Source organism: Streptosporangium sp. NPDC001559 (genome assembly GCF_042893955.1).
Taxonomy (GTDB): Bacteria; Actinomycetota; Actinomycetes; order Streptosporangiales; family Streptosporangiaceae; genus Streptosporangium.
This window is the reverse complement of the sequence record NZ_JBIAVG010000034.1, coordinates 1-20,576: the sequence shown is the minus strand read 5'-3', so window position 1 is coordinate 20,576 and position 20,576 is coordinate 1. Positions and strand designations below refer to the sequence as shown.

Here is a 20,576-nt window from a genome sequence, read left to right as displayed (position 1 = left end):
GCCCCACCTGCCCACCACCCACAACGGCAAGACCGACCGCAACGCCCTGCCCCCACCCCACACCCTCACCCCCCTACCGACCAACGACACCACCACCGAACAGCGAACCAGCCCCCTACACGACACCCTCACCGGTATCTGGAAAGAGGTCCTGGGGGTTCCCACCGTGGTCTCGGCGGACAACTTCTTCACGCTGGGCGGGCACTCGCTGGCGGCCGTACGGCTGCTGTTCCTGGTGCGTGACCGGTTGAAGGTCGAGCTGACGCTCCGCGACCTGTACGAGACCGAGGACTTCGCGGCCTTCGTCACCTGGGTCGGTGAGCGGCTCCCCGCCGGTACGGAACTCACGGCCCCCGATACGGCAGCGTCCCCCGATGAGCACTGAGTACAGGAGCGCGGCGGAGACCGGCCGTCTTCCCCTGTCTCCCGCGCAGCACCGGCTCTGGTTCCTGCAGCAGTTCGACCCGGAATCGACGCAGTACAACGTGTGCCTGGGCTACGAGCTGCGCGGCGCCCTCGACGTCGACGCCCTGCGGCGCGCGCTGACCGAGGTGGTCGCCAGGCACGACGCCCTGCGCACGAGTTTCCCCGCCGAGCGGGGCCGTCCCGGGGCGCGGATCGAACCTCCGGGTGAGGTGCCGCTGCCGTACGTCGATCTGGCCTCCCAAGGCGGGGACGCCGCCGAGTTCGCCGCCGCGCAGGTGGCGCGGCCCTTCAACCTGGCCGCCGCCGCCCCGGTGCGGGCGAACCTGCTGAGGCTGGGCGAACAGCGGCACATCCTGCTGCTGGAGATGCACCACATCGTGATCGACGCGTGGTCGGTGCAGATCGTCACGGCCGAGATCGGGGAGCTGTACGCGGCGTACGCGAACGGCGAGGAGATCGAGCTGCCCGTTCCGCAGGCCGGTTACTCCGACTACGCCGCCTGGCAGAGCGGCCTGCTGGGTGGTGAGTACCTGGAGCGGGAGTTCGCCCACTGGCGGGAACGGCTGCTCGGGGCGCCCGCCGTACTGCGTCTGCCGACGGACCGGCCGCGTTCGGTCTCGCAGACGTTCGCGGGCGGTGAGCTGCCGGACGCGGTGCCGCCGCCGCTGGCCGTACGGCTGCGCAGGCTGACCGCCGAGCTGCGCAGCACGATGTTCGTCACGACCGTCACGGCCTTCATGATGCTGCTGGCCCGTTGGACCGGGGTGCACGACGTCGTCCTGGCCGTCCCCGTCGCGGGGCGGTCACGGCCGGAGTTCCACGCGACCGTCGGGTTCTTCGTCAACACCGTCCCGTTGCGTGGCGACCTGTCGGGAGATCCGTCCTTCCGGCAGGCGGTGGCCCAGGTGGGATCGGCCACGCTCGACGCGCTCGAACACGACTCGCTCCCCTTCGACATGCTGGTCGACCACCTCGGTGTCCCGCGTGACCCCACGTGCAACCCACTGGTCCAGGTGGGGTTCCAGCTGCTGCGCACGCCGCACCGCGCGCAGCCGGCCCGCTGGCACGACATCGAGGTCGAGGAGTGGGACGGGGTGCGGCAGCAGGTCACCAGACTCGACCTGGAGCTGCACGTGCTCGACACCGCCGCGGAGACCGTCGAGACGCTGCTGTGCTACCGCACGGATCTGTTCGACGAGAGCTCGGCCGAGAACCTCCTCGCCGGCTACCAGTCCTTGCTCGCCCAGGTCGTGGCCGATCCCGACCTGCCGCTTTCGAAGCTCGACGTCTCCCCGCGCCGCGTCACGCACGAGGGCACCCGGAGTGGAGCAGGCGCGGACACCACGGAGAACGGGGGAATGTGATGACGGCGCCGATGTTGGTGACCGACTGGTTCTGGGTGCCGGTGCCCAGGCCGAACGCGGAGACCCGGCTGTTCTGCTTCCCGCACGCCGGTGGGGACGCGCCCGCCTTCGCCGATCTCGCCAGGGAACTGCCCCCCGAGATCGAGGTGTGGGCCGTACGGATGCCCGGCAGGGGCGGGCGGTTCACCGCGCCGCACGCCGCGGACGTGAACGAGCTGGTCGCCTGGGTGAGCGCGGCGATGCGGCCGTTCGCCACCGGGAGGTACGCCCTGCTGGGCCAGAGCATGGGCGCGCTCGTCGCCTACAACGTGGCCAGGGAGCTGTCGCCGGAGAACCCGCCCGTCGCGTGCGTGCTGGCCGCGCTGCTGCCGCCCCACCTGTGGAACGGCCCACCCGGGCCGACGGGAACGCAGGACGTGGTGACCTTCCTGACCTCCATCGACGACACGGTGACCGAGGTACTCAACCACCCTGACCTGCGGGATCTCATCCTTTCTGTCGTGAGCGCCGACCTCAACCTGTGCCAGGACTACCTGCACCGGTGGGAGCCGCTGCTCGACTGCCCGGTGCTCGGACTGGTCGGCACCGACGACCCGACCGTGAGCGGTGAGGAGATGACGGGCTGGGCGCGCGGCACGACGGGGCCGTACAGCATGCGGGTCCTCGAAGGAGGCCACCTGGTGGTCCAGGCGGCTGGAGCCGTGCTGGCGCGGACGGTCGCCGACTTCCTGAACACCTCGGCGGGTGTGGCATGAACCGCGCCGAGGCCCCCGCCGTCATCACCGAGTCGGGCACGCTGACCCACCAAGGACTTGAGCGGCGGGCCGCGCGGTACAGCGCGGCGCTGGTCCGCGCCGGGCTGCGGCCCGGTGACGTGCTGGTGATCACCGTTCCCGACGGCCCCGACGCGGTCGCGGCGCTGCTGGCCGCCCGTCGGGCGCGCACCCCGTTCGCCTGGCTGACCGCCGACCAGCCGCTTGAGCGGCAGATGGCGATCGTGGCGGACTGCTCCCCGGTCGCGGTGCTCGCCCCCGCGGGCGCCGACCCCTTCCCCACGGCGCTGGTGCAGGTGGAGGGGGACGAGGCCACGGTCGTACGGCGGGCGACGGGCGAGGTGAGGGAGACGTCCGTACCGCAGGACACCGAGTACGTCGTCTACACCTCGGGCTCCACCGGCACCCCCAAGGGCATCGCGCAGCGCACCGGCAACCTCGACCAGCTGACCCGCTGGCTCTCGACCGAACTCGACACGCGTCAGGGCACGCGGATGCTCCAGTGGGCCAGGCTCGCCTACGACGCCGCCTACGTCGAGATCATGACGGCGGTGCACGGCGGGGCCGCGCTGGTCATCCCGCCGGGGGAGGTCAAGGGCGACCCGGCCAGGATCCACCGGTGGATCGTCGAGCACGAGGTGACGCACCTGCAGACCGTGCCGAGCCTGTGCCGTCACCTGCTGGACGCCGCGGCGGGATCGGCGCCGGTCGGCAGCGTGCGGACGTTGAGCCTGTTCGGCGAGTCACTCCACGCCGAGCTCGTGCTGGCCGCCCGCGACGCCTTCCCCAAGGCGGCCGTGCACAACTTCTACGGGCCGACCGAGTGCATCCTCGCCACCTCGCAGCAGGTGCCGCAGGACGCCGTCGATCCGATCCCGCTGGGCAGGCCCATCCCCGGGCGGGAGATCCTGCTGACGGACGAGGACGGACGGCCGGTGCCGGACGGGGAGATCGGGGAGATCCGCGTCCGCAGCGGGTTCCTCGCTCACGGCTACCTCAACCGGCCTGAGGAGACACGCCAGGTCTTCCTGCCCGAGCAGACCTACCGCACCGGCGACCTGGCCCGCCGTACGGCTGACGGAGGGCTGGTCTTCTCAGGCAGGATCGACGACCAGGTCAAGATCAGGGGCGCGCGGGTCGAGCTGGGGGAGATCGAGGCGGCGCTCTACCGCGACCCGGCGGTGGCCCAGGCCGCCGTGAGGACCTACGGCGACAGCCCGGAGACGCTGCGCCCGGCCGCGTACGTCCAGCCGCGTCCCGACGCGGTGATCGACGTCGCCGCGCTGCACCGGCGGCTGACCAGGTCGCTGCCCACGTACATGATCCCGGCGGCCTACGTCGTGCTCGACGAGATGCCGCTGACCTCGACGGGCAAGATCGACCGGCTGCGGCTGCCCACCCCGGACGCCCCCGACGCCCGTGACCGGGGTGTCGAGCCGGTCGCGTTCAGCACCGAGACGGAACGTGTGCTCGGGGAGATCTGGTGCCAGGTCATCGGCTGCGAGCAGGTGGGACCGGACGACGACTTCTTCACCGTCGGCGGCTACTCGCTGCTCGCGCCGCAGGTCACGGCGGAGGTGCTGGAGCGGTTCGAGGTCGAGCTGCCGGTGCGGGCCGTGTTCGACCACCCGACCCTGCGGGAACTGGCCGCCCGCGTCGACCACGAACTCGCCGGAAGACCGGCCGAGTCAGCAGAGCCGGACCAGACAGCGGAAAGGAATCCCAATGCTGCTGGACACCTATGACCTCACCGACGCCGGATTCTGGGCCAGGGACGACGCGTACGCGATCCTCGACGAGATCCGGGGTGAAGGCGCCGTCCAGCGGCACGAGTCGGGCCAGGAGGGTCCCCTGTGGGCGGTGCTCACCCACCGGGAGTCGCTCGCGGTCCTCGGCGACGCCAAGACCTACAGTTCCCAGGGCGGTTCGCTGCTGGGCACCGGGTACGGTCCCCCCGCCGGGGCCGGGCGGATGATGGCGCTGAGCGACCCGCCGAAGCACCGCGCCTACCGGGATCCGGTCATGCCGTTCTTCTCCGCCAAGCGCGCCAACCGCCTTGAGGAGCGCATCCGCGACCTGACCGAGGGCGTCATCGAACGGCTGCTGGTCAGGGAGAAGATCGACTTCGTCAAGGACATCGGGGCGGTCGTCCCGCTCACCGTGATGTGCGACCTCATGGGCATCCCGGACGACGACCGCGACGAGATCGTGGCGATGTGCGACCAGGCGTTCCTCGGCCGCAACCCGGCCGAGCGGCGTGCCGCGCACCAGCGGCTGCTGCCGTACCTGCTGCAGCTCGCGATGGAGCGCAAGGCCGCCCCGGGGGACGACGTCATCAGCGCGCTCGCCGCCAACCTCGAACTCGACGAGGTCGTGCTGAACTGCGACAACATCATCGTGGGCGGCATCCAGACCGTACGGCACACGGCCGCGATGGCGATGCTCTCCCTGGTGCGCGACACCGACGCCTGGCGGGAGCTGGACGGCAAGGCCGACCCGAAGCTCGCCACCGAGGAACTGCTGCGGTGGACCTCCGTCGGACTGCACGTGCTGCGCACGGCCAAGACGGACACGGAGCTGGCCGGGCAGCGGATCAAGGCGGGCGACCGGGTCGTGGTGTGGACGCCGGGGGCCAACCGGGACACCGCCGTCTTCGAGGAACCGCACCGCCTCGACCTCAACCGGCACCCCAACCGGCACATCGCCTTCGGCTGGGGAGAGCACTACTGCATCGGGGGGCCGCTGGCCAGGACCGAGCTGCGGGTGCTGTTCACGGAGCTGTCCAGGCTGGTGGCGGAGGTCGAACCGCTCGGCGAGCCCGAGTACAACTCCTCCATCATCAACTTCGGGCTGGACTCCTTCCCGGTCCGTCTGCACCGCAGGTGACGTCGTGTGGCAACCGGGCGCCCAGGTGGCGCGGGCACGCGGCGTCCAGGCTCTGCGCTCCCTCGGCGGGGCACTGCGCGAGGTGGGGTTCACCGAGGAGGCGACGGTCGCCGCCCTGTCCGCCGAGGACCCGACGGACCTGCTGAGCAACACGGCCTTCTACGCCGTCTGCTCCGCGGAGCGGGTCCCCGAGCTGCTGACGAGCCCGGCGGGCGTCCTGGCGCAGCTCTTCGTGCGCAACGGCGCGGTGCCCGGGAAGGTCTACACGAAGGTGGTGCCCACCGGGCTGCGCGGGCTGCTCGCGGGGCTCGAACTGGTCGCGGAGCGGGACGGGGCGGTGACGTCGGAGGTCTCCGTCTCGCCCTGCCGTTCCATGTACCTACTGTCCGACCAGCTGTTCAGGGGCGACGCCTCGGTCACCATGGCCGGCCGGTCCACGCTGGTCATGCCGCCGCACGCGTCGAGTTTCGAACTGCTGGACAACCTGGGTCCCGTCGAGGGCAGGCTCCTGGACGTCGGGTGCGGCTGCGGGATCCTGGCCCTGGCGTTGCGGGAGGGCTGTTCCTCGGTCGTCGGTGTCGACCTCAATCCGAGGGCGGTCGCGTACTCCCAGGTGAACGCCCTGGTCAACGGGCTCGACATCGGGCCGGGGGAGAAGACCGACTTCCTGGCCGCGGACCTGCGCTCCGGGCTGGCGGTCGGTGACCTGGCCGACCACCTGGTGTTCAACAGCCCGACCGGTCCCAACCACCACGCCGAGGCCGAGGTCGGCTGGATGAGCGCCGAGCACGCCCTCGGGTTCGTGGCCGCCGCGATGCCCGGCGTGCTCCGCCCGGGGGGTACGGCCCGCGTGCTGCTGATCGTCGAGGTGCCCGAGGGCGGTCCCTCGGTGCCGGAGCTGGTGCGGGGCTGGCTGCCGGAGGAACAGGACGTCCAGGTGGCCGAGCTGCGCCGTTCCCCGCTGGCTGTCTCCGCCGCCGCCGTCACCAGGGGCAGACTCGACCCCGGCTGTCTCATGGCGGACGGCGCCGCCGGGGCCGCCCGGCTGGTCGACCATCTGCGCGAACGCCGGATCCGCGAGGTGCTCCCGGCCCTGGTGACGCTCACCCTGCCCGGCTGAGGGGGCTGTCCCTACCGTACGTCCACATGCTGACAGGATTTTCCCGACAAAAGCGGATAAATAGCCTTATTCAGTATTAATTCCCACTGAAGGGCTGACCCTTTTGTTTGGCATGCAATCACCCCGCCGGGTGGCGTCGCGTCTCGCCATCGTCGTCGTCGCCGGTACGGCCTGCCTCGCCGCCACGGCCGGCAGTGCCGGAGCGATCATCAACGGCAAGGACTCCACCGAGTCCTACCCGTTCATGGCGTCCGTCCCGATCTCGGTCCCCGCCCAGGGCCTCAAGGACGGCCAGTGCGGAGCGGCGCTGATCCACCCGAGATGGGTGGTGACCGCGGCCCACTGCCTCAACACGGAGATCGGCTCCATCCCCGCGGGAACCGTCCGGGTCGGCAGCGAGAACCGCACCTCGGGGGGCACCGTCCGCGCCATCTCGAAGAAGGTGATCCATCCCGGGTTCCGGCAGAACCTCAAGGGCGGCCCCAACCGCGACGACATCGCACTGATCCGCCTGGACCGCCCGGTCACCCAGAAACCCGTCAGGATCGCCGAACAGCCCGGCCGTCCCGGCACCCCGACCAGGATCATCGGCTTCGGCACCACCGTGTTCAGCAAGGACCCGGCCAAGTGGAAGATGGCCGAACGGCTCCAGGAACTCGACACCCGCAGGGGCGCCGTCTCCGAGTGCGGCCCCGGCTACGCCTCGGGCAGGCGCCTGTGCACGGTCAGTCAGGTGCGTGACGCCATGGCCTGCAACGGCGACTCCGGCTCACCACAGATCCGGCGGGGCCGTACCGGCCGCTGGGAGCTCATCGGCGTCACCTCGGGCCCCGGCGCCGCCAGCCCGTCCTGCGCGGAGGGCCCCGGCCTCTACGTCAACGTCCCCGCCTACGCGGACTGGATCAGCGGGACCATCAAGAAGTACGGCTGACGCCCGGAGCCGTGGTGAGGGCCGTCCTCAGCCGGCCGTGGGAGTCCGGCCCGCGGCCGGCCAGGCGGCGGCTCGTCAGGCGGCGACTCGTCAGGCGGTGACGAGCTTGGGGGCCCTGCGCAGGAGCACGGCCCCCGAAAGGGTCAGGACCGCGCAGCAGACGCCCAGCAGGACGCGGTAGTCGACCGACGCGATGAGCGCGGCGCCGAGTGCGATGGAGAGCGTCTGCGGCCCGACCGTGGCCAGGTCGGCCGCGGCGGCCACCCTGCCGAGGACCTGCTGCGGTGTCGAACGCTGCCACGCCGTCGTGTAGCCGACCACCAGCCAGGGCACCCCGCAGCCGATCATCGCGAACCCCGCGACGACCACCGGCAGGCTCGTCGTGGTCAGCAGCGCCGTACCCACGGCGACCGTCAGCAGACCCGCGCCGACCGACCTGGCCTCGCCGTACCTGCGGATCAGCGCGGCGACGACCAGGCCGCCACAGATCCCGCCCGCGCCCTGGACCGACATCAGCACGCCGAAGAAGGAGGCGGGGCGCCCCAGGCCGTACTCGATGACCGCGAAGTCGACCGTGTCCAGCAACCCGACCACCGCGAAGCTCGCGGCGACGGCGACCGTGGTGAAGGCCACCAGGGGAGTGCTCGCGATCTGCCGGAACCCCGCCATGATCTCCCGCCGGAACGGCTCGCGCTCCTGGGGCGGGGTCGGGGCGGACTCCTCGACGCGCAGGGTGAGAAGGATGACGACCGCGACGGCGAAGGTGATCGAGTCGATCACGGCGAGCATGGGGCCGCCGACCGCGGTGTAGACGGCGGCTCCGGCCAGCGGGCTGAACAGCCGGATGCCCTCGCCGACCGTCCGGATGGCGGCGTTCGCGCCCGCGAGGTCCTCACCGGAGAGGATCTCCTTGACCAGCCCCACCTGGGCCGGGCGCAACAGGATGAAGGAGAGGCCGTACCCGAGGGCGACCGCGTAGATGATCCACAGATCGGCCACCGTGTGCACCCGCAGCAGGGCGAGCACGCCGAGGCCGGCGACGATGTTGACCCCGATGAGCAGCGGCTTGCGGCGTAATCGGTCGACGATGTGGCCCGCGAACGGGGTGAGGACCACCGGCAGGGACAGGCAGAGGAAGACCACTCCCGCCGCCGCGTTCTGGCCGGTCAGGTCCTTGGCCCAGATGCCCAGCGACAGGTAGAGCGCGCTGTCGCCGAAGGTGCTGAGCGACTGACCGGCCAGGAGCCTGCGGAAGCGTGAGTCGCCCAGCGCGCTCATGCCTGGGTCGCCGCGTCGTCGGCGGGCTCCGGGTAGTGCTCGGCGCTGCTGGCCATGAACAGTCTCACCGGGCGCGCGCCCTCGGGCCGCAGCTCGGCCTTCTCGACCCGGTCGAGGTATCCCATGACCATCGACCTGAGGAACTCCCTGAACTCCGACAGCTCCGTCGGGGTCATCCAGAGCGTGGCGCCCAGAACCAGGCTCGCGTTCTTCCACTCCTCGGGCTCTGATTCCATGCGCCCACGCCAGGCACGCAGGCGCGCGAACTCTTTTTCGAGGAACACCTCCGCGAGGGCGTTTCCCGTCGGGGTGGTCTCCGCCGTGGACGCGATCGACTGGACGGGCTTGGCCAGCCGCCATGGCTTCTCCCTGGTATGGGAGGGGGCCCGTTCGATGAAGCCGTACTCGGCGAGGGTGCGCAGATGGAACGAGCAGCTCGCGACGCTCTCTCCGGTCACCTCCGCGCACCGTGTCGCGGTGGCCGTGCCCAGCACTCCGAGAGCTTCGAGCAACGCGAGCCTGATGGGATGTGCCAGAGCACGCAGTGCGCGTGGATCGGTGATGGCGGGGTGCTCGTCCATGGCGCCATTATGATGAGACAAGAACCCTTTCGCAAGAATTCTTTAGAATGCGTGAGCGGTTGACGCGCCGTCACCTGTCCGTCATGAGAGTGACTGTCGTGTGACAGTCGGTCGACCCGTCGTGGCCTGCGGTCCGGTGCGCGACCCATGCTCGATCGGTCTGATGACAGATCGGGCGAACCATCCCAGGGGTCTCATACGTCTCACCTTCCATGAAGATCCTGACAACCTTCACCCTCGCTGTTGTCATGGCGACTGTCATGACTCCCGCCCTCGCGTTCGCGTCCTCATCCGCCTCCGCGGGGGCGATTCCGCCAGGGTTCTTGCTGTACGAGAAGGCCGCGGAGCAGAAGAGCGTGAACGGCATGTGGTCGGTCAGCCAGGCCAAGGACGCCAAGCTCGCGGTGAACCCCTGCTACGTCGGCTCACCCGCCGCCGCGGGCAGGATCGCGGCCCGTACGGTCACCTACGTCGCGGTCTCCGACCAGCGCTCCGAGCAGGTCATCCTCTACCAGTCGGCGAAGGCCGCCTCCCAGGCCCTGGCCGACGTGCGCAAGGCCCTGGTCCGCTGCCCCGCGATCCAGACGTCGCAGACCGCCTACCGGTACTCCGGCAGTCCTCTGCCCCTCGGCGACGAGGGGCTGGCCGTGACCGGACAGCTCTACCAGGGAGGCAAGGCCAAGGTCGGCGGCGAACGGGTGGTCCTGACGCGGCGCGGCAACGCGCTGGTCGTCTACGCCAGGTCCGGGGAGTGGGGAGCCCCCGACAAGACAGATTTCGCACACCAGACGAAGGACGCCCAGACAATGCTCGCCAAGATCTGCCAGGTGGCCAAGTGCTCATGACCCCGACTCCTTGAGGCCGAGGCGACCTCAAGGGCACGATCGCGCCGGGCGTCGCGGTGACGACGCCCGGCGCTTCACGTCAGGCCTTCGCTCAGGACTCCGCGTGGGCCCCGACGTACGCCGCCAGGTGCTCCCCGGTGAGGGTGGAGCGGGCGGCCACCAGCTCGGCGGGCGTGCCCTGGAAGACGATCCTGCCGCCGTCGTGACCGGCACCGGGACCGAGGTCGATGATCCAGTCGGCGTGCGCCATCACGGCCTGGTGGTGCTCGATGACGATGACCGACTTGCCGGACTCGACGAGCCGGTCGAGCAGACCGAGCAGCTGCTCCACGTCGGCGAGGTGCAGACCGGTCGTCGGCTCGTCGAGGACGTAGACGCCGCCCTTCTCCGCCATGTGGGTGGCCAGCTTGAGACGCTGCCGCTCGCCGCCGGACAGCGTGGTGAGCGGCTGACCCAGGCTGATGTAGCCGAGCCCGACGTCGACGAGCCGCTTGAGGATGGCGTGCGCGGCGGGAGTGCGCGCCTCACCCGAGCCGAAGAACTCCTCGGCCTCGCTCACCGACATCGCGAGCACCTGGCTGATGTCCCGCCCGCCGAAGTGGTGGTCGAGCACCGACGCCTGGAAGCGCTTGCCCTCGCACTCCTCGCAGACGGTCGCCACCCCGGCCATCATCGCCAGGTCGGTGTAGATGACACCGGCACCGTTGCAGTTGGGGCAGGCGCCCTCGGAGTTGGCGCTGAACAGCGCGGGCTTGACGCCGTTGGCCTTGGCGAACGCCTTGCGGATCGGGTCGAGCAGTCCGGTGTAGGTGGCCGGGTTGCTCCGCCGCGACCCCCGGATCGCGCCCTGGTCGATCGAGACCACGCCCGCGCCCGCCGGGATCGACCCGTGCACCAGAGAACTCTTGCCCGACCCGGCGACACCGGTGACCACGACAAGCACCCCGAGCGGGATGTCCACGTCCACCTCGCGCAGGTTGTGCGAGGTGGCGCCCCGGATCTCCAGGGCGCCCTTCGGCGTGCGCACCTTCTCCTTGAGGGCGGCGCGGTCGTCGAGGTGACGGCCGGTGAGGGTACCGCTGGCCCGCAGCTCCTCCACGGTGCCCTCGAAGCAGACGGTGCCGCCCGCCGTACCGGCGCCGGGACCGAGGTCCACGACGTGGTCGGCGATCGCGATCGCCTCCGGCTTGTGCTCGACGACGAGCACGGTGTTGCCCTTGTCGCGCAGCCGCAGAAGCAGGCCGTTCATCCGCTGGATGTCGTGGGGGTGCAGACCGGTCGTCGGCTCGTCGAAGACGTAGGTGACGTCGGTCAGCGAGGAACCGAGGTGACGGATCATCTTGGTGCGCTGCGCCTCACCGCCCGACAGCGTGCCCGAGGGTCGGTCGAGGGAGAGGTAACCGAGCCCGATCTCCACGAACGAGTCGAGGGTCTGCTGCAACGTGGCCAGCAGCGGCCCGACCGAGGGATCGTCGATGCCGCGCACCCACTTGGCCAGGTCGCTGATCTGCATCGCGCAGGCGTCGGCGATGTTGACGCCCTTGATCCGCGAGGAGCGGGCGGCCTCGTTGAGTCGGCTGCCTCCGCACTCGGGGCAGGCGGTGAAGGTGACCGCCCGGTCGACGAACGCCCGGATGTGCGGCTGCAACGCCTCCTTGTCCTTGGCCAGGAACGACTTCTGGACCTTGGGGATCAGCCCCTCGTAGGTGAGGTTCATGCTTTCGACCTTCACCTTGGTCTGCTCGCGGTACAGGAAGTCGTGCAGCTCGGTCTCGCTGTAGTCGCGGATGGGCTTGTCCGGGTCCATGAAGCCGGAGGAGGTGAAGACCCGCACCAGCCAGCCGTCCGGGGTGTAGCCGGGGATGGTGATCGCGCCCTCGTTGAGCGACTTGCTCGCGTCGAAGAGCTGGGTCAGGTCGATGTCGGTCACCTTGCCCATGCCCTCACAGCGAGGACAGGCCCCGGCGGGCAGGTTGAAGCTGTAGTGGAACGACGGCCCGGCGCTCGGCTCACCCAGCCTGCTGAAGACGATCCGCAGCATCGCGTTGGCGTCGGTCGCGGTGCCGACGGTGGAACGGGAGTTGGCGCCCATCCGCTCCTGGTCGACGATGATCGCCGTGGTCAGCCCTTCGAGGAGGTCGACCTCGGGCCGGGCCAGCGTGGGCATGAAGCCCTGAACGAAGGCGCTGTAGGTCTCGTTGATCAACCGCTGGGACTCCGCGGCGATCGTGCCGAACACCAGCGAGCTCTTGCCCGAGCCGGAGACGCCGGTGAAGACCGTCAGCCGCCGCTTGGGGATCTCGACGCTGACGTCCTTGAGGTTGTTCTCCCGCGCACCCTGCACGCGGATCAGGTCATGACTGTCGGCGGTGTGTGATGCGGGCGACTGCGTGTCCGTTCTGATGGCCTTGCTCAACATCTCTCCATCCGTCTGGGAACCGCTTTCGCGGTCTTCCGTCGGCGTCGCCTGGGTTGTCGGGGATCTCCGCCGCAGCCGGAACCGTCCGGACGGACACGCCACGGGACGAGCTCATGGCGGTTGTTGGGCGCGTCCGCGGGATTCACGCGATGTTCGCGGTCCACGCGGGGTGAGGTGACAACGCCACAGGGCGTCGTCCGAACGATCATGGCAAGGGGGAGAGACCCGGAAACAGACCCTAGCCCGATCCGGAGGGATTCGAGCACAATGCGAGCTTCTTTCCCCCAGGTTTTCGCACAAATTTTCCCACGGGCCGGGGTCTCGCCCCCTCGACGGGCACGGCCGTGGGCGGGCCGGGGTGATGAGGACCAAGCCCCGCGGGCCGGGCGGCCGTCGATCAGCGGCGGCGTCCCGAACGGGGATGAGGGAACCGGCCAAACGAAGCGCGTGGTCGACCGACGTGACCTGGCTTACCGGGGTCCGGGTCCGCGGTCCGCTTCACGCCGTCACGTATTGAAGGGGCAAGTCGATGGCCAGGTACGCCAGCGCCGAGAGGACCAGGGCCGTCAGCAGGGTCGGCGTCCGCTCTCGCCGACGCGCCATCAGCAGCGGTGCGAGGACGAGGACGGCCAGGCAGGCCCACGCCTGCGGGGCGTAGTGCAGAACGAAGGCATACATGATGCTCTCCATCCCGAAGACGCCTCCCAGCGCGGCGAGGCCGATGACACGGTGACGTACGGTACGTCCGTTCCGCCACCACAGCCCGGCCACGCCGAACAGCGGGCCGCTGATGACCGCCATCGCGAGCCAGAGCAGCGGATAGGTGAGGCTGCCCATGCCGTCACGGCCGAACTCCGCGTACCCGTAATACCCAACGACCAGACCGATCGAGGCACACAGGCCGGCGGTGGCGGCCGACCGCGCTGACGCCCAGCCGGCAAGCAGGGCGCCGACGACGAACGCCGGGACACACCAGACGGCACCGGAGTTGGCGACCTGGTTCCAGGCGCCCGGAAGCCAGCCCTGGGCCAGATTGGTGACAACACCGAGTCCCAGACCCGCCAGCAGCGCGGATGCCCACGAACCGCTGAGCTTTGCTACCGGGCCGAAGCGGCTGCCCATCAGGAAGATCCCCCTGTCTCCCTAACGGGATACCGACAAATCGCAACTATACCGACAAGCAGGCATATCAGTTCCGCACCGCTCAGCCCCGATCCCGGCCGAAGGCGCGGGCGCCCACCCCTGTCCCCCTCAAGGGTCAGACCAGCCAGCGGCCGTCGCGCATCAGGTCGCGTTCCCGTAGTTCCTCCACCTCGCGCCAGGCCTGGATGTGGCGTGGTGAGACACGGAACCAGCGGTACGACCCGGCTGATTCACGCGGGTCGAAGCCGGTGCGGGCGGCGAAGTGGTCGCCCTGTTCCGGGGGCAGCGCGTCCATCTCAAGGACCTCGACCGTGCCCTCGATCATGGTCACGTCGCGGGTGTGACCGAGCCCGAGCCTGACGGTCCGGGTGGCGGTCAGGTTCCTGCCGGTCGGGCTGTCGGCCGGGGTGGACAGCAGCAGTGCCTCGCCGTCCCAGTCGAAGGACAGCGGCACCATGTACGGCACGCCGTCCGCCGAGGCGCTGGCCACCCAGAGGTCGACGTCATGGGCGAGTCGGTGCTCGGCGTCGTGACGCCGCTGGACACGGGAGCGGGGCGCGTCGTTCATCGCCGGCGCGTCGCTCACTTGTCCTGGAGGAGGCCGAGGACGTTGCCGTCGAGGTCGGTGAAGGTGGCCACCAGACGGCCGCCGCCGACGTCGTGCGCGGCCTCCTTCACGGTGGCTCCGGCGGCGGTCACCTCGGCCAGCTTCGCCTCGATGTCGGCCACGTGCCAGTAGGCCACCGGAGAGTCCGGGCTCTGCGGTCCGCCGGTCGGCACCAGCCCGATGTGCTGGCCCTCGACGTCGAAGCCGACGTAGTAGGGGGAGTCGGCCTGCGGCTCCGCCCCGAGCAGGGCGGTGTAGACGGCCTTGGCCGCCGCCAGGTCGGAGACGGGATGCAGCACGGTCCTGATGCCCTGGTGGGAAGAGTCAGCCATGGTCGCTCCTGGATCAAATGCGTATATCTGGTGATGTGTCGGGGGTAAATCCCCGTTCACGATGACCACGCTATCTGTGTCCCACACGCCGGCGCTTCTCCGATTCTGACCGGCCCCTGAAGCACCCCGGAATCAGCGGTGGCCCGCGTCTCTGACCAGTAGGGCGGCCTGGACGCGGTTGGAGCAGTTGAGCTTGGTCAGGATCCGGCTCACGTAGGTTTTGACGGACGCCTCGCTCATCGTCAGCCCACGGCCGATCTCGGCGTTCGACATGCCCTCGGCCAGCAGCCGCAGGACCTCGTCCTCACGGGGGGTCAGCGTGCCGAGCAGTTCGGCGGCCTCCCTTCTGCGGTCCACCTCGGCGGGGGTGACCATGCCCAGGACCAGCCGGGTGACCGGGGGAGACAGGTAGGCGTCGCCGCCGTAGGCGGCCCTGACGGCGCGGATCAGCTCGTCCGGCGCGCAGCTCTTGAGCACGAACCCGGCCGCGCCGCCCCGCAGCGCCCGCACCACGTTCGGCTCCGTGCCGAACGACGTCAGCACCAGCGTCCGCAGGGTGGGCACCAGCCCGCGCAACTCCTCGATCGCGCTCAGGCCGTCAAGCACTGGCATGTTGACGTCGATCAACGCGACGTCGACGCGGTGCCCGAGCGCCGCCTCGACGGCGGCCCTGCCGTTGGCCGCCTCGGCCACGACCTCGATGTCGGCCGCCGACTCCAGCACCGTGCGGATGCCCGCCGTGATCAGCGGTTCGTCGTCGGCCACCAGGACCCTGATCACCTGACCACCCCCAGCAGCAGGCTCGCGGGCAGTGTCACGAACATCAGGACCGCGACGGCGGCGCCGAGGGCGACCGTACGGACCCGTCCCACGGCGGGCAGGTCGTCTACGACGGGATCGTCCTCCAGAGGCGTGACGGGGAGCATGGCGAAGAGCCGGAAGCCGTCGTCGGACAGCCGGTGGTCCAGGACCCCACCGGCGGGCCGTACCCGCTCGGCGAGCCCCGCGAGACCGTGGCCTCCGTCCCCAAGACCCGAGGCCCCGAGGCCCAAAAGACCGTTCCGCCCGGCCTCGGTCTCCGACCGCTTCGGCAGAGGGTTGACGACCGTGAGCAGCAGGGCGTCCGACTCCCAGTCGACGTTCACGGTGACCGGCTGGTGCGGGGCGTGTTTGGCCGCGTTGGTCAGCCCCTCCTCGACCACCCGGTAGGCGGCCTGTCCCGCCGCGAAGGACAGGGGACGCGGCTGCCCCCGTTCCCGCAACGTCACCGGGACGCCCGCCCGGCGGAACTCCTCGGTCACGGTGCCGATCGCCTCGACCGCCGGCGATCTGGACGGCTCCTCCTCGCCGCGTAGCGCCCCGACCAGTTCGTGCAGCTCGTGCATGGCGGCCCGCGCGGATTCGGCCAGCTGCCCGACGGCCTGTCTGTGCCGTACGGGCAGCGCGGAGACCTCAAGGGCGGCGGCCTGTACGGAGACCAGGCTGAGCCGGTGGCCCAGGGAGTCGTGCATGTCCCTGGCGATCCGCAGGCGTTCGCGCAGCCGTTCCTGTTCGGCCAGGAGGTCCCGCCGCAGCCGCAGTTGCCGGTTGCTCTGGTCGAGGGCCGCGACCAGCCGCCGGTGTTGTGCGAGATAGAGACCGACGAGCAGCGGCAGCGCCACGAACACGAGGTAGGTGGACAGCAGGGTGCCGACCGCCTGCGGGGTCAACGGCCCCGCCGCGAGCCGTACGGCGAGGCCGCCCGCGCCGGCACCGGCGACCACCGCCACGCCGGGGCGGGAGAGGATCTCCTGTCCGGCCTGGTAGGCGCTCCACAGCAGCAGGATGTAGGAGCCGCCGGTCAGTGAGGCGAGCGCCAGGGCCGCGACGAAGGCGGCCACCGGGTTCCGCGTGCGCAGCACGACCACCAGCACCGTCGCCAGGGCGTACGCCACGACGGCCCAGGATCGGTGCGCGGAGAGGAACAGCACGGTGTCCACGACGACCACGGCGGCGGCGATGAGGTGTCGGCCCATGCCCAGCAGGCTATGCGTGGTCGTGCGCGACTTTCGTCGTCGGAACCGGAGACTTTCGAGGACTGTGCCTGACCTGCCCCGTTCCTAGCCTGAACGGGTGATCGAAGTACGGAATCTCACGAAACGACGCCGGGGCAGGGCGGTCATCGACGACCTGTCCTTCACGGTCGAGCCCGGTCATGTCACCGGATTCCTGGGCCGCAACGGCGCGGGCAAGAGCACCACGATGAGGCTGATGCTGGGCCTCGACCATCCCTGCGCGGGGCGGGTCCTCTTCGACGGCGTGCCCTACCGGCGGCTCCCCGAGCCGCTGCGGAGGGTGGGGGTCATGCTGTCGCCGCCGGCCGTGCACCCGGGCCGCACAGCCTTCGACCACCTGCTGTGGCTGGCCCGGACCAACCGCGTCCCCCGGGAGCGGGTCGGGGAGGTCCTGGAGACGGTCGGGCTCACCGACGCGGCGCGTCAGCGGGCGGGCTCCCTCTCCCTCGGCATGACCCAGCGGCTCGGCATCGCCGCCGCCCTGCTCGGTGACCCGCCGGTGCTGCTGCTGGACGAGCCGGTCAACGGGCTGGACCCCGAGGGGGTCCTGTGGATCAGGGGCATGCTGAGGACCCTGGCCGCGGAGGGCAGGACGGTCTTCTTCTCCAGCCACCTGATGGGGGAGACGGCCCTGACCGCCGAGCGGCTGGTGGTCATCGGCGGGGGCCGGTTGCTCGCCGACACGACCGTGCGGCGGTTCGTCGAGGACAACGCCCGCTCCCACGTACGGCTGCGCACCCCGGAGCCGGGGCGGATGCGCGAGGCGCTGGCCATGGCCGGGATCCAGGCGGGGACGGCCGAGGACGGCTCCCTTGAGGTCCACGACGTCGAGGCCGCCAGGCTCGGCGAGCTGGCCGCCGCCAACGGCGTGACGTTGCATGAGGTCAGCACGCAGTCGCCCTCCCTTGAGGAGGCCTTCATGAGGCTCACCGGTGCCGAAGCCGGTGCCCAAACCGAAGCCGGGCGGCGGTGAGTGCCATGACGGGGATGTCCAGGACGACGGCGATCCGGGCGGCCGTGGCCGCGGAGTGGGCCAAGATCTGGTCGCTGCGTTCGACGGTCCTCGTCCTGCCGCTGACGCTCGTGCTCAGCGCCGTCCTCGCATATCTCGTCGGGGCGAGCACCGCCAACGGCTTCACCCGCATGTCGAGCGAGATGCAGAGCAGGTTCGACCCGTTGTTCATCACCTTCTACGGCCTCACGCTGAGTCAGCTTCCCCTGGTGGTGTTCGGCGTGCTGCTGGTCGGTGGCGAGTACACCTCGGGGACGATCACGGCCTCGCTGACGGCGGTGCCGCGGCGCGGCCTGTTCTACACGGGCAAGGTGCTGGCCGGGCTGCTGACGGCCCTGGGCGTCTCGGCGCTTTCGGTGGCGGCCGCCTTCGTCGCCGCACAGGCGGGACTGGGGCCGTACCGCACCTCGTTCGGCGCGGCGGGGGTGCCGCAGGCGGTCGTCGGGGCGTGGCTGTACCTGGCGCTGATCTGCGTGTTCGCCATGGGGGTCGCGACGATGCTGCGTGGTTCGGCGGGGCCGCTGGCGATCCTGATGCCGCTGCTGTTCCTCGGTTCGCAGGGGCTCGGGAACATCCCCGGCCTCAAGACCGTGACCCAGTATCTCCCCGACCAGGCGGCTGCGGTGATCATGCACCTCACCGGCCCGCCGGGCGATCCGAGGTTCGGCCGCGACCTCGGCCCCTGGACGGGGATGGGCGTTCTCGTGCTGTGGGTCGTCCTCTCCCTCGGGGGCGGCTACCTCGTACTGCGCCGCCGCGACGTCCGCTGATCCTCAGTTCTCCTTTTCCAGCCGGAGGATCTGCTCGCTGACCGATTGCTGGGTGACGTGCATCCGGGCGGCGGCCTTTCCGAAGTGCGGTTCCTCGGCGACCGCGATGGCGTATTCAAGCCGGCGGAGCTCCACGCCCTCATGATTCCAGCGCGTTGACAGACGTGGACAGGATCGACAGGCACGGCCTGTCAGACATACGCCGATTGGTCGTTGATCTCCGCTCCGTCCTGGGATGACATGTAGACCAATCAGGCCGATGCATTCCGTGCCACCCGATCGGGATCGTGATCAATCTGTGCCCGGACAGAATCGCCGAGCGGAGGTTTTGGATTTCTCCTCCTGGCCGTCAGGGCCGTTTCGAAACGCTCTCGACCAGAGGAGTTCATGAACCGCCCCTGAGTGTCGAAAAGAATTAGAGAAACCATCAACGGCGTCCTGTCCATAAGTTGACAAGCTGAATTCTGGTTCGCCCGGAAAATGAGAGAGGCGTGTAAGGAAAAACGGATCAACGGAGAGTCGTCGGCCTGTCGGCCGGTGGCCCGCCCGGCAGGCGGCGCGAACAGGAAGTCAACGGTGAAAAGGCGGGAGCAGTCGTGTGACACACGCCGTCATCGGCCTGACGGACTGTGCGATGCGGGCGAAGAACGAGAGCTTCGCCGGCTGTGACACCGAGACCGACGAGGGAGTGAGGCGAGTGAGAAAGCGAAGGAGCCTGGCCGTCGTGATGGCGGTGTGCGCGGTGGCCACTTTGGTCACCGCGATACCGGCAGAGGCGAAGCTGATGGACTGGGACGCGTGTCCCGAGGGTTATGTGTGTCTTTATTCCGACACTTACGGCAGAGGGCGTTACAGCAACGCGGCGGGGCCCAACAACGCCAACGTCGGCGCCTTCATCAACGATATGACGAGTTCCATCTGGAACCGCACCCACTATTCCATATGTTTCTACCAGCATGCGGACTTCGGGGGTGCCGGCCTGATAGGCATCAACGGGTATGGCTGGGTGGACAACGTCGGATCGTCCGCCAATGACAGGATCTCCTCGTACCACGACTACACCACCAGTCCCGGGGGGCCCTGTATCTGGGCCGGACAACGTGCGGCGTCGGATGGTTCGCCGACGACAGGATCTCCTCCTACCGCGACCACACCGACAGCACCGGGGGGTTCCGTCTCTGGGCCGGCCAATCAGCCGTGAGCTGATCGAGTACGGCCGCCGCGATTGAGCTTGGCCGGTTTCCGGTGGAGGCGGAGGGCTTCCTCACTCTATCGGGCACAGATCACAGGCCTTCCGCGGTAGGTCGGCCGAGACGATCGGATAACGCAGCGTATTCGACGGCCGACTGCGTAGAAAATTATTAGAATTCGGTTACTGACGTTCCCTTTCGGCATTGCCTGCCCGCCGGATAGCCTCCGGCGGGCCGGCTGCCCGGTGCGCGGTGAGGCCGCCGACCGACGGTTCGACGAACGGCTTCGGCGCCGGTCAGCGCGGCGTGAGTGCCGCGTAGCGGTGGAACAGCCGATTGTGAGGATTGATCAGGTCGGCTGAGTCGTGCGCCGCCTCGCGGGTCGCTTCCTCGGCGATCCGCGAGGCCCAGGACGTGTCGTACACCACGCCCAACCGCTCGCGGACGAACGCGCGATATTGACCGGTCAAGAATCGTGGCGTCGAGGACATCGGCATACGCCTGTGATTGGAGATCGCGTGCGTAGAACCGTTTCACTGTTCGCCGTCGTTCTGACGGCTCTTACGATGTTGTCCCCCCTTGTGTCCGCCGAGGCCACGCCTGCGGCTCCAGCGGCTTCAGCGGCGCCTGCTGCGGCGATCACCTGGACACCGTGCCCGCGATACCCCTTTGGCGAGTGCGGCAAGCTCGCCGTGCCGGTGGACTGGAACGACCCGGGCGGGCCGACGATCGACCTGGCCGTGGCCAGGCTCAAGGCCACCGACCCCGCGGCCAGGATCGGCTCTCTGCTGCTGCATCCCGGCGGCCCCGGTTCCTCCGGGGTCGGCTACGCGCTTTCCCTGAAC

21 protein-coding genes are annotated in these 20,576 nt (G+C 69.8%); 11 read left to right on the top strand and 10 right to left on the bottom strand.

The features are described 5' to 3' along the window. The 7 genes from ACFYY8_RS41665 to ACFYY8_RS41635 form a co-directional block, all read left to right on the top strand. Positions 1-385: phosphopantetheine-binding protein (locus ACFYY8_RS41665; RefSeq protein WP_390050621.1), on the top strand; the 385-nt coding region annotated here is incomplete at its 5' end. Beyond that, a complete protein-coding gene (locus tag ACFYY8_RS41660; RefSeq protein ID WP_390050620.1) occupies positions 375-1,790 on the top strand; it encodes a condensation domain-containing protein in 1,416 nt (471 codons plus the stop codon). The genes ACFYY8_RS41665 and ACFYY8_RS41660, both read left to right, overlap by 11 nt. A gap of 11 nt (positions 1,791-1,801) precedes the next feature. Then, positions 1,802-2,545, top strand: coding sequence for a thioesterase II family protein (locus tag ACFYY8_RS41655; protein WP_390050619.1), 744 nt, complete (start codon positions 1,802-1,804; stop codon positions 2,543-2,545). After that, complete coding sequence (locus ACFYY8_RS41650; RefSeq protein ID WP_390050618.1) at positions 2,542-4,308, top strand: amino acid adenylation domain-containing protein; 1,767 nt, start codon at positions 2,542-2,544, stop codon at positions 4,306-4,308. The genes ACFYY8_RS41655 and ACFYY8_RS41650 overlap by 4 nt, the downstream gene beginning before the upstream one ends. After that, entirely contained in the window at positions 4,289-5,449 is a 1,161-nt protein-coding gene (locus ACFYY8_RS41645; protein ID WP_390050617.1) for a cytochrome P450, read from the top strand. Before ACFYY8_RS41650 ends, ACFYY8_RS41645 begins: the two co-directional genes overlap by 20 nt. 4 nt (positions 5,450-5,453) lie before the next feature. Beyond that, the gene (locus tag ACFYY8_RS41640) at positions 5,454-6,569 is read left to right on the top strand and encodes a 50S ribosomal protein L11 methyltransferase (protein ID WP_390050616.1); all 1,116 of its coding nucleotides are present in this window, start codon (positions 5,454-5,456) and stop codon (positions 6,567-6,569) included. Positions 6,570-6,681: 112 nt separating this feature from the next. Beyond that, a complete protein-coding gene (locus ACFYY8_RS41635; RefSeq protein WP_390050615.1) occupies positions 6,682-7,500 on the top strand; it encodes a S1 family peptidase in 819 nt (272 codons plus the stop codon). Between the two features lie 90 nt (positions 7,501-7,590). Here ACFYY8_RS41635 and ACFYY8_RS41630 read toward each other — a convergent pair whose 3' ends face one another. Together ACFYY8_RS41630 and ACFYY8_RS41625 are read right to left on the bottom strand one after the other, a co-directional pair. Further along, positions 7,591-8,778, bottom strand: a complete 1,188-nt coding sequence (locus ACFYY8_RS41630; protein WP_390050614.1) for an MFS transporter — start codon at positions 8,776-8,778, stop codon at positions 7,591-7,593. Continuing rightward, positions 8,775-9,359: an ArsR/SmtB family transcription factor gene (locus ACFYY8_RS41625; protein WP_390050613.1), complete on the bottom strand. Its 585-nt coding sequence runs from the start codon at positions 9,357-9,359 to the stop codon at positions 8,775-8,777. The genes ACFYY8_RS41630 and ACFYY8_RS41625 overlap by 4 nt, the downstream gene beginning before the upstream one ends. Positions 9,360-9,682: 323 nt before the next feature. On the opposite strand from ACFYY8_RS41625, the gene ACFYY8_RS41620 reads away from it, so the two are divergent. Further along, the gene (locus tag ACFYY8_RS41620) at positions 9,683-10,204 is read left to right on the top strand and encodes a hypothetical protein (protein WP_390050612.1); all 522 of its coding nucleotides are present in this window, start codon (positions 9,683-9,685) and stop codon (positions 10,202-10,204) included. Positions 10,205-10,295: 91 nt separating this feature from the next. Here ACFYY8_RS41620 and ACFYY8_RS41615 read toward each other — a convergent pair whose 3' ends face one another. The 6 genes from ACFYY8_RS41615 to ACFYY8_RS41590 all read right to left on the bottom strand — a co-directional run bounded on the left by ACFYY8_RS41615 (position 10,296) and on the right by ACFYY8_RS41590 (position 16,720). After that, positions 10,296-12,623, bottom strand: coding sequence for an ATP-binding cassette domain-containing protein (locus ACFYY8_RS41615; RefSeq protein ID WP_390050611.1), 2,328 nt, complete (start codon positions 12,621-12,623; stop codon positions 10,296-10,298). A gap of 498 nt (positions 12,624-13,121) precedes the next feature. Further along, entirely contained in the window at positions 13,122-13,745 is a 624-nt protein-coding gene (locus tag ACFYY8_RS41610) for a DUF6518 family protein (protein ID WP_390050610.1), read from the bottom strand. A gap of 136 nt (positions 13,746-13,881) precedes the next feature. Further along, positions 13,882-14,352 (bottom strand): pyridoxamine 5'-phosphate oxidase family protein, encoded by a 471-nt coding sequence (locus tag ACFYY8_RS41605; RefSeq protein WP_390050609.1) that lies wholly within the window; start codon positions 14,350-14,352, stop codon positions 13,882-13,884. Next, positions 14,349-14,705, bottom strand: a complete 357-nt coding sequence (locus ACFYY8_RS41600) for a VOC family protein (RefSeq protein ID WP_390050608.1) — start codon at positions 14,703-14,705, stop codon at positions 14,349-14,351. The genes ACFYY8_RS41605 and ACFYY8_RS41600 overlap by 4 nt, the downstream gene beginning before the upstream one ends. A gap of 132 nt (positions 14,706-14,837) precedes the next feature. Beyond that, the gene (locus ACFYY8_RS41595) at positions 14,838-15,485 is read right to left on the bottom strand and encodes a response regulator (RefSeq protein WP_390050607.1); all 648 of its coding nucleotides are present in this window, start codon (positions 15,483-15,485) and stop codon (positions 14,838-14,840) included. Continuing rightward, positions 15,482-16,720, bottom strand: coding sequence for a sensor histidine kinase (locus ACFYY8_RS41590; protein WP_390050606.1), 1,239 nt, complete (start codon positions 16,718-16,720; stop codon positions 15,482-15,484). The genes ACFYY8_RS41595 and ACFYY8_RS41590 overlap by 4 nt, the downstream gene beginning before the upstream one ends. A gap of 97 nt (positions 16,721-16,817) precedes the next feature. On the opposite strand from ACFYY8_RS41590, the gene ACFYY8_RS41585 reads away from it, so the two are divergent. Further along, on the top strand, positions 16,818-17,732 hold the full coding sequence (locus ACFYY8_RS41585; protein ID WP_390050605.1) for an ATP-binding cassette domain-containing protein: 915 nt from the start codon (positions 16,818-16,820) through the stop codon (positions 17,730-17,732). A gap of 14 nt (positions 17,733-17,746) precedes the next feature. Beyond that, the gene (locus ACFYY8_RS41580) at positions 17,747-18,541 is read left to right on the top strand and encodes an ABC transporter permease subunit (RefSeq protein ID WP_390050604.1); all 795 of its coding nucleotides are present in this window, start codon (positions 17,747-17,749) and stop codon (positions 18,539-18,541) included. A gap of 3 nt (positions 18,542-18,544) precedes the next feature. Here ACFYY8_RS41580 and ACFYY8_RS41575 read toward each other — a convergent pair whose 3' ends face one another. Beyond that, a complete protein-coding gene (locus ACFYY8_RS41575; RefSeq protein WP_390050603.1) occupies positions 18,545-18,676 on the bottom strand; it encodes a LysR family transcriptional regulator in 132 nt (43 codons plus the stop codon). Positions 18,677-19,139: 463 nt separating this feature from the next. Between ACFYY8_RS41575 and ACFYY8_RS41570 the strand changes: the two genes are divergently transcribed. Beyond that, positions 19,140-19,742, top strand: coding sequence for a peptidase inhibitor family I36 protein (locus ACFYY8_RS41570; protein WP_390050602.1), 603 nt, complete (start codon positions 19,140-19,142; stop codon positions 19,740-19,742). A gap of 285 nt (positions 19,743-20,027) precedes the next feature. Here the strand turns inward: ACFYY8_RS41570 and ACFYY8_RS41565 are convergent, their stop codons facing one another. After that, complete coding sequence (locus ACFYY8_RS41565; RefSeq protein ID WP_390050601.1) at positions 20,028-20,222, bottom strand: hypothetical protein; 195 nt, start codon at positions 20,220-20,222, stop codon at positions 20,028-20,030. Positions 20,223-20,576: the final 354 nt, after the last annotated feature.

Coding starts and splice junctions, on each gene's coding strand:
- ACFYY8_RS41615 (WP_390050611.1), bottom strand. CDS start 12,623: ATGTTGAGCAAGGCCATCAGAACGGACACGCAGTCGCCCGCATCACAC.
- ACFYY8_RS41565 (WP_390050601.1), bottom strand. CDS start 20,222: ATGTCCTCGACGCCACGATTCTTGACCGGTCAATATCGCGCGTTCGTC.
- ACFYY8_RS41660 (WP_390050620.1), top strand. CDS start 375: ATGAGCACTGAGTACAGGAGCGCGGCGGAGACCGGCCGTCTTCCCCTG.
- ACFYY8_RS41580 (WP_390050604.1), top strand. CDS start 17,747: ATGTCCAGGACGACGGCGATCCGGGCGGCCGTGGCCGCGGAGTGGGCC.
- ACFYY8_RS41625 (WP_390050613.1), bottom strand. CDS start 9,359: ATGGACGAGCACCCCGCCATCACCGATCCACGCGCACTGCGTGCTCTG.
- ACFYY8_RS41655 (WP_390050619.1), top strand. CDS start 1,802: ATGTTGGTGACCGACTGGTTCTGGGTGCCGGTGCCCAGGCCGAACGCG.
- ACFYY8_RS41635 (WP_390050615.1), top strand. CDS start 6,682: ATGCAATCACCCCGCCGGGTGGCGTCGCGTCTCGCCATCGTCGTCGTC.
- ACFYY8_RS41630 (WP_390050614.1), bottom strand. CDS start 8,778: ATGAGCGCGCTGGGCGACTCACGCTTCCGCAGGCTCCTGGCCGGTCAG.
- ACFYY8_RS41645 (WP_390050617.1), top strand. CDS start 4,289: ATGCTGCTGGACACCTATGACCTCACCGACGCCGGATTCTGGGCCAGG.
- ACFYY8_RS41600 (WP_390050608.1), bottom strand. CDS start 14,705: ATGGCTGACTCTTCCCACCAGGGCATCAGGACCGTGCTGCATCCCGTC.
- ACFYY8_RS41590 (WP_390050606.1), bottom strand. CDS start 16,720: ATGGGCCGACACCTCATCGCCGCCGCCGTGGTCGTCGTGGACACCGTG.
- ACFYY8_RS41650 (WP_390050618.1), top strand. CDS start 2,542: ATGAACCGCGCCGAGGCCCCCGCCGTCATCACCGAGTCGGGCACGCTG.
- ACFYY8_RS41610 (WP_390050610.1), bottom strand. CDS start 13,745: ATGGGCAGCCGCTTCGGCCCGGTAGCAAAGCTCAGCGGTTCGTGGGCA.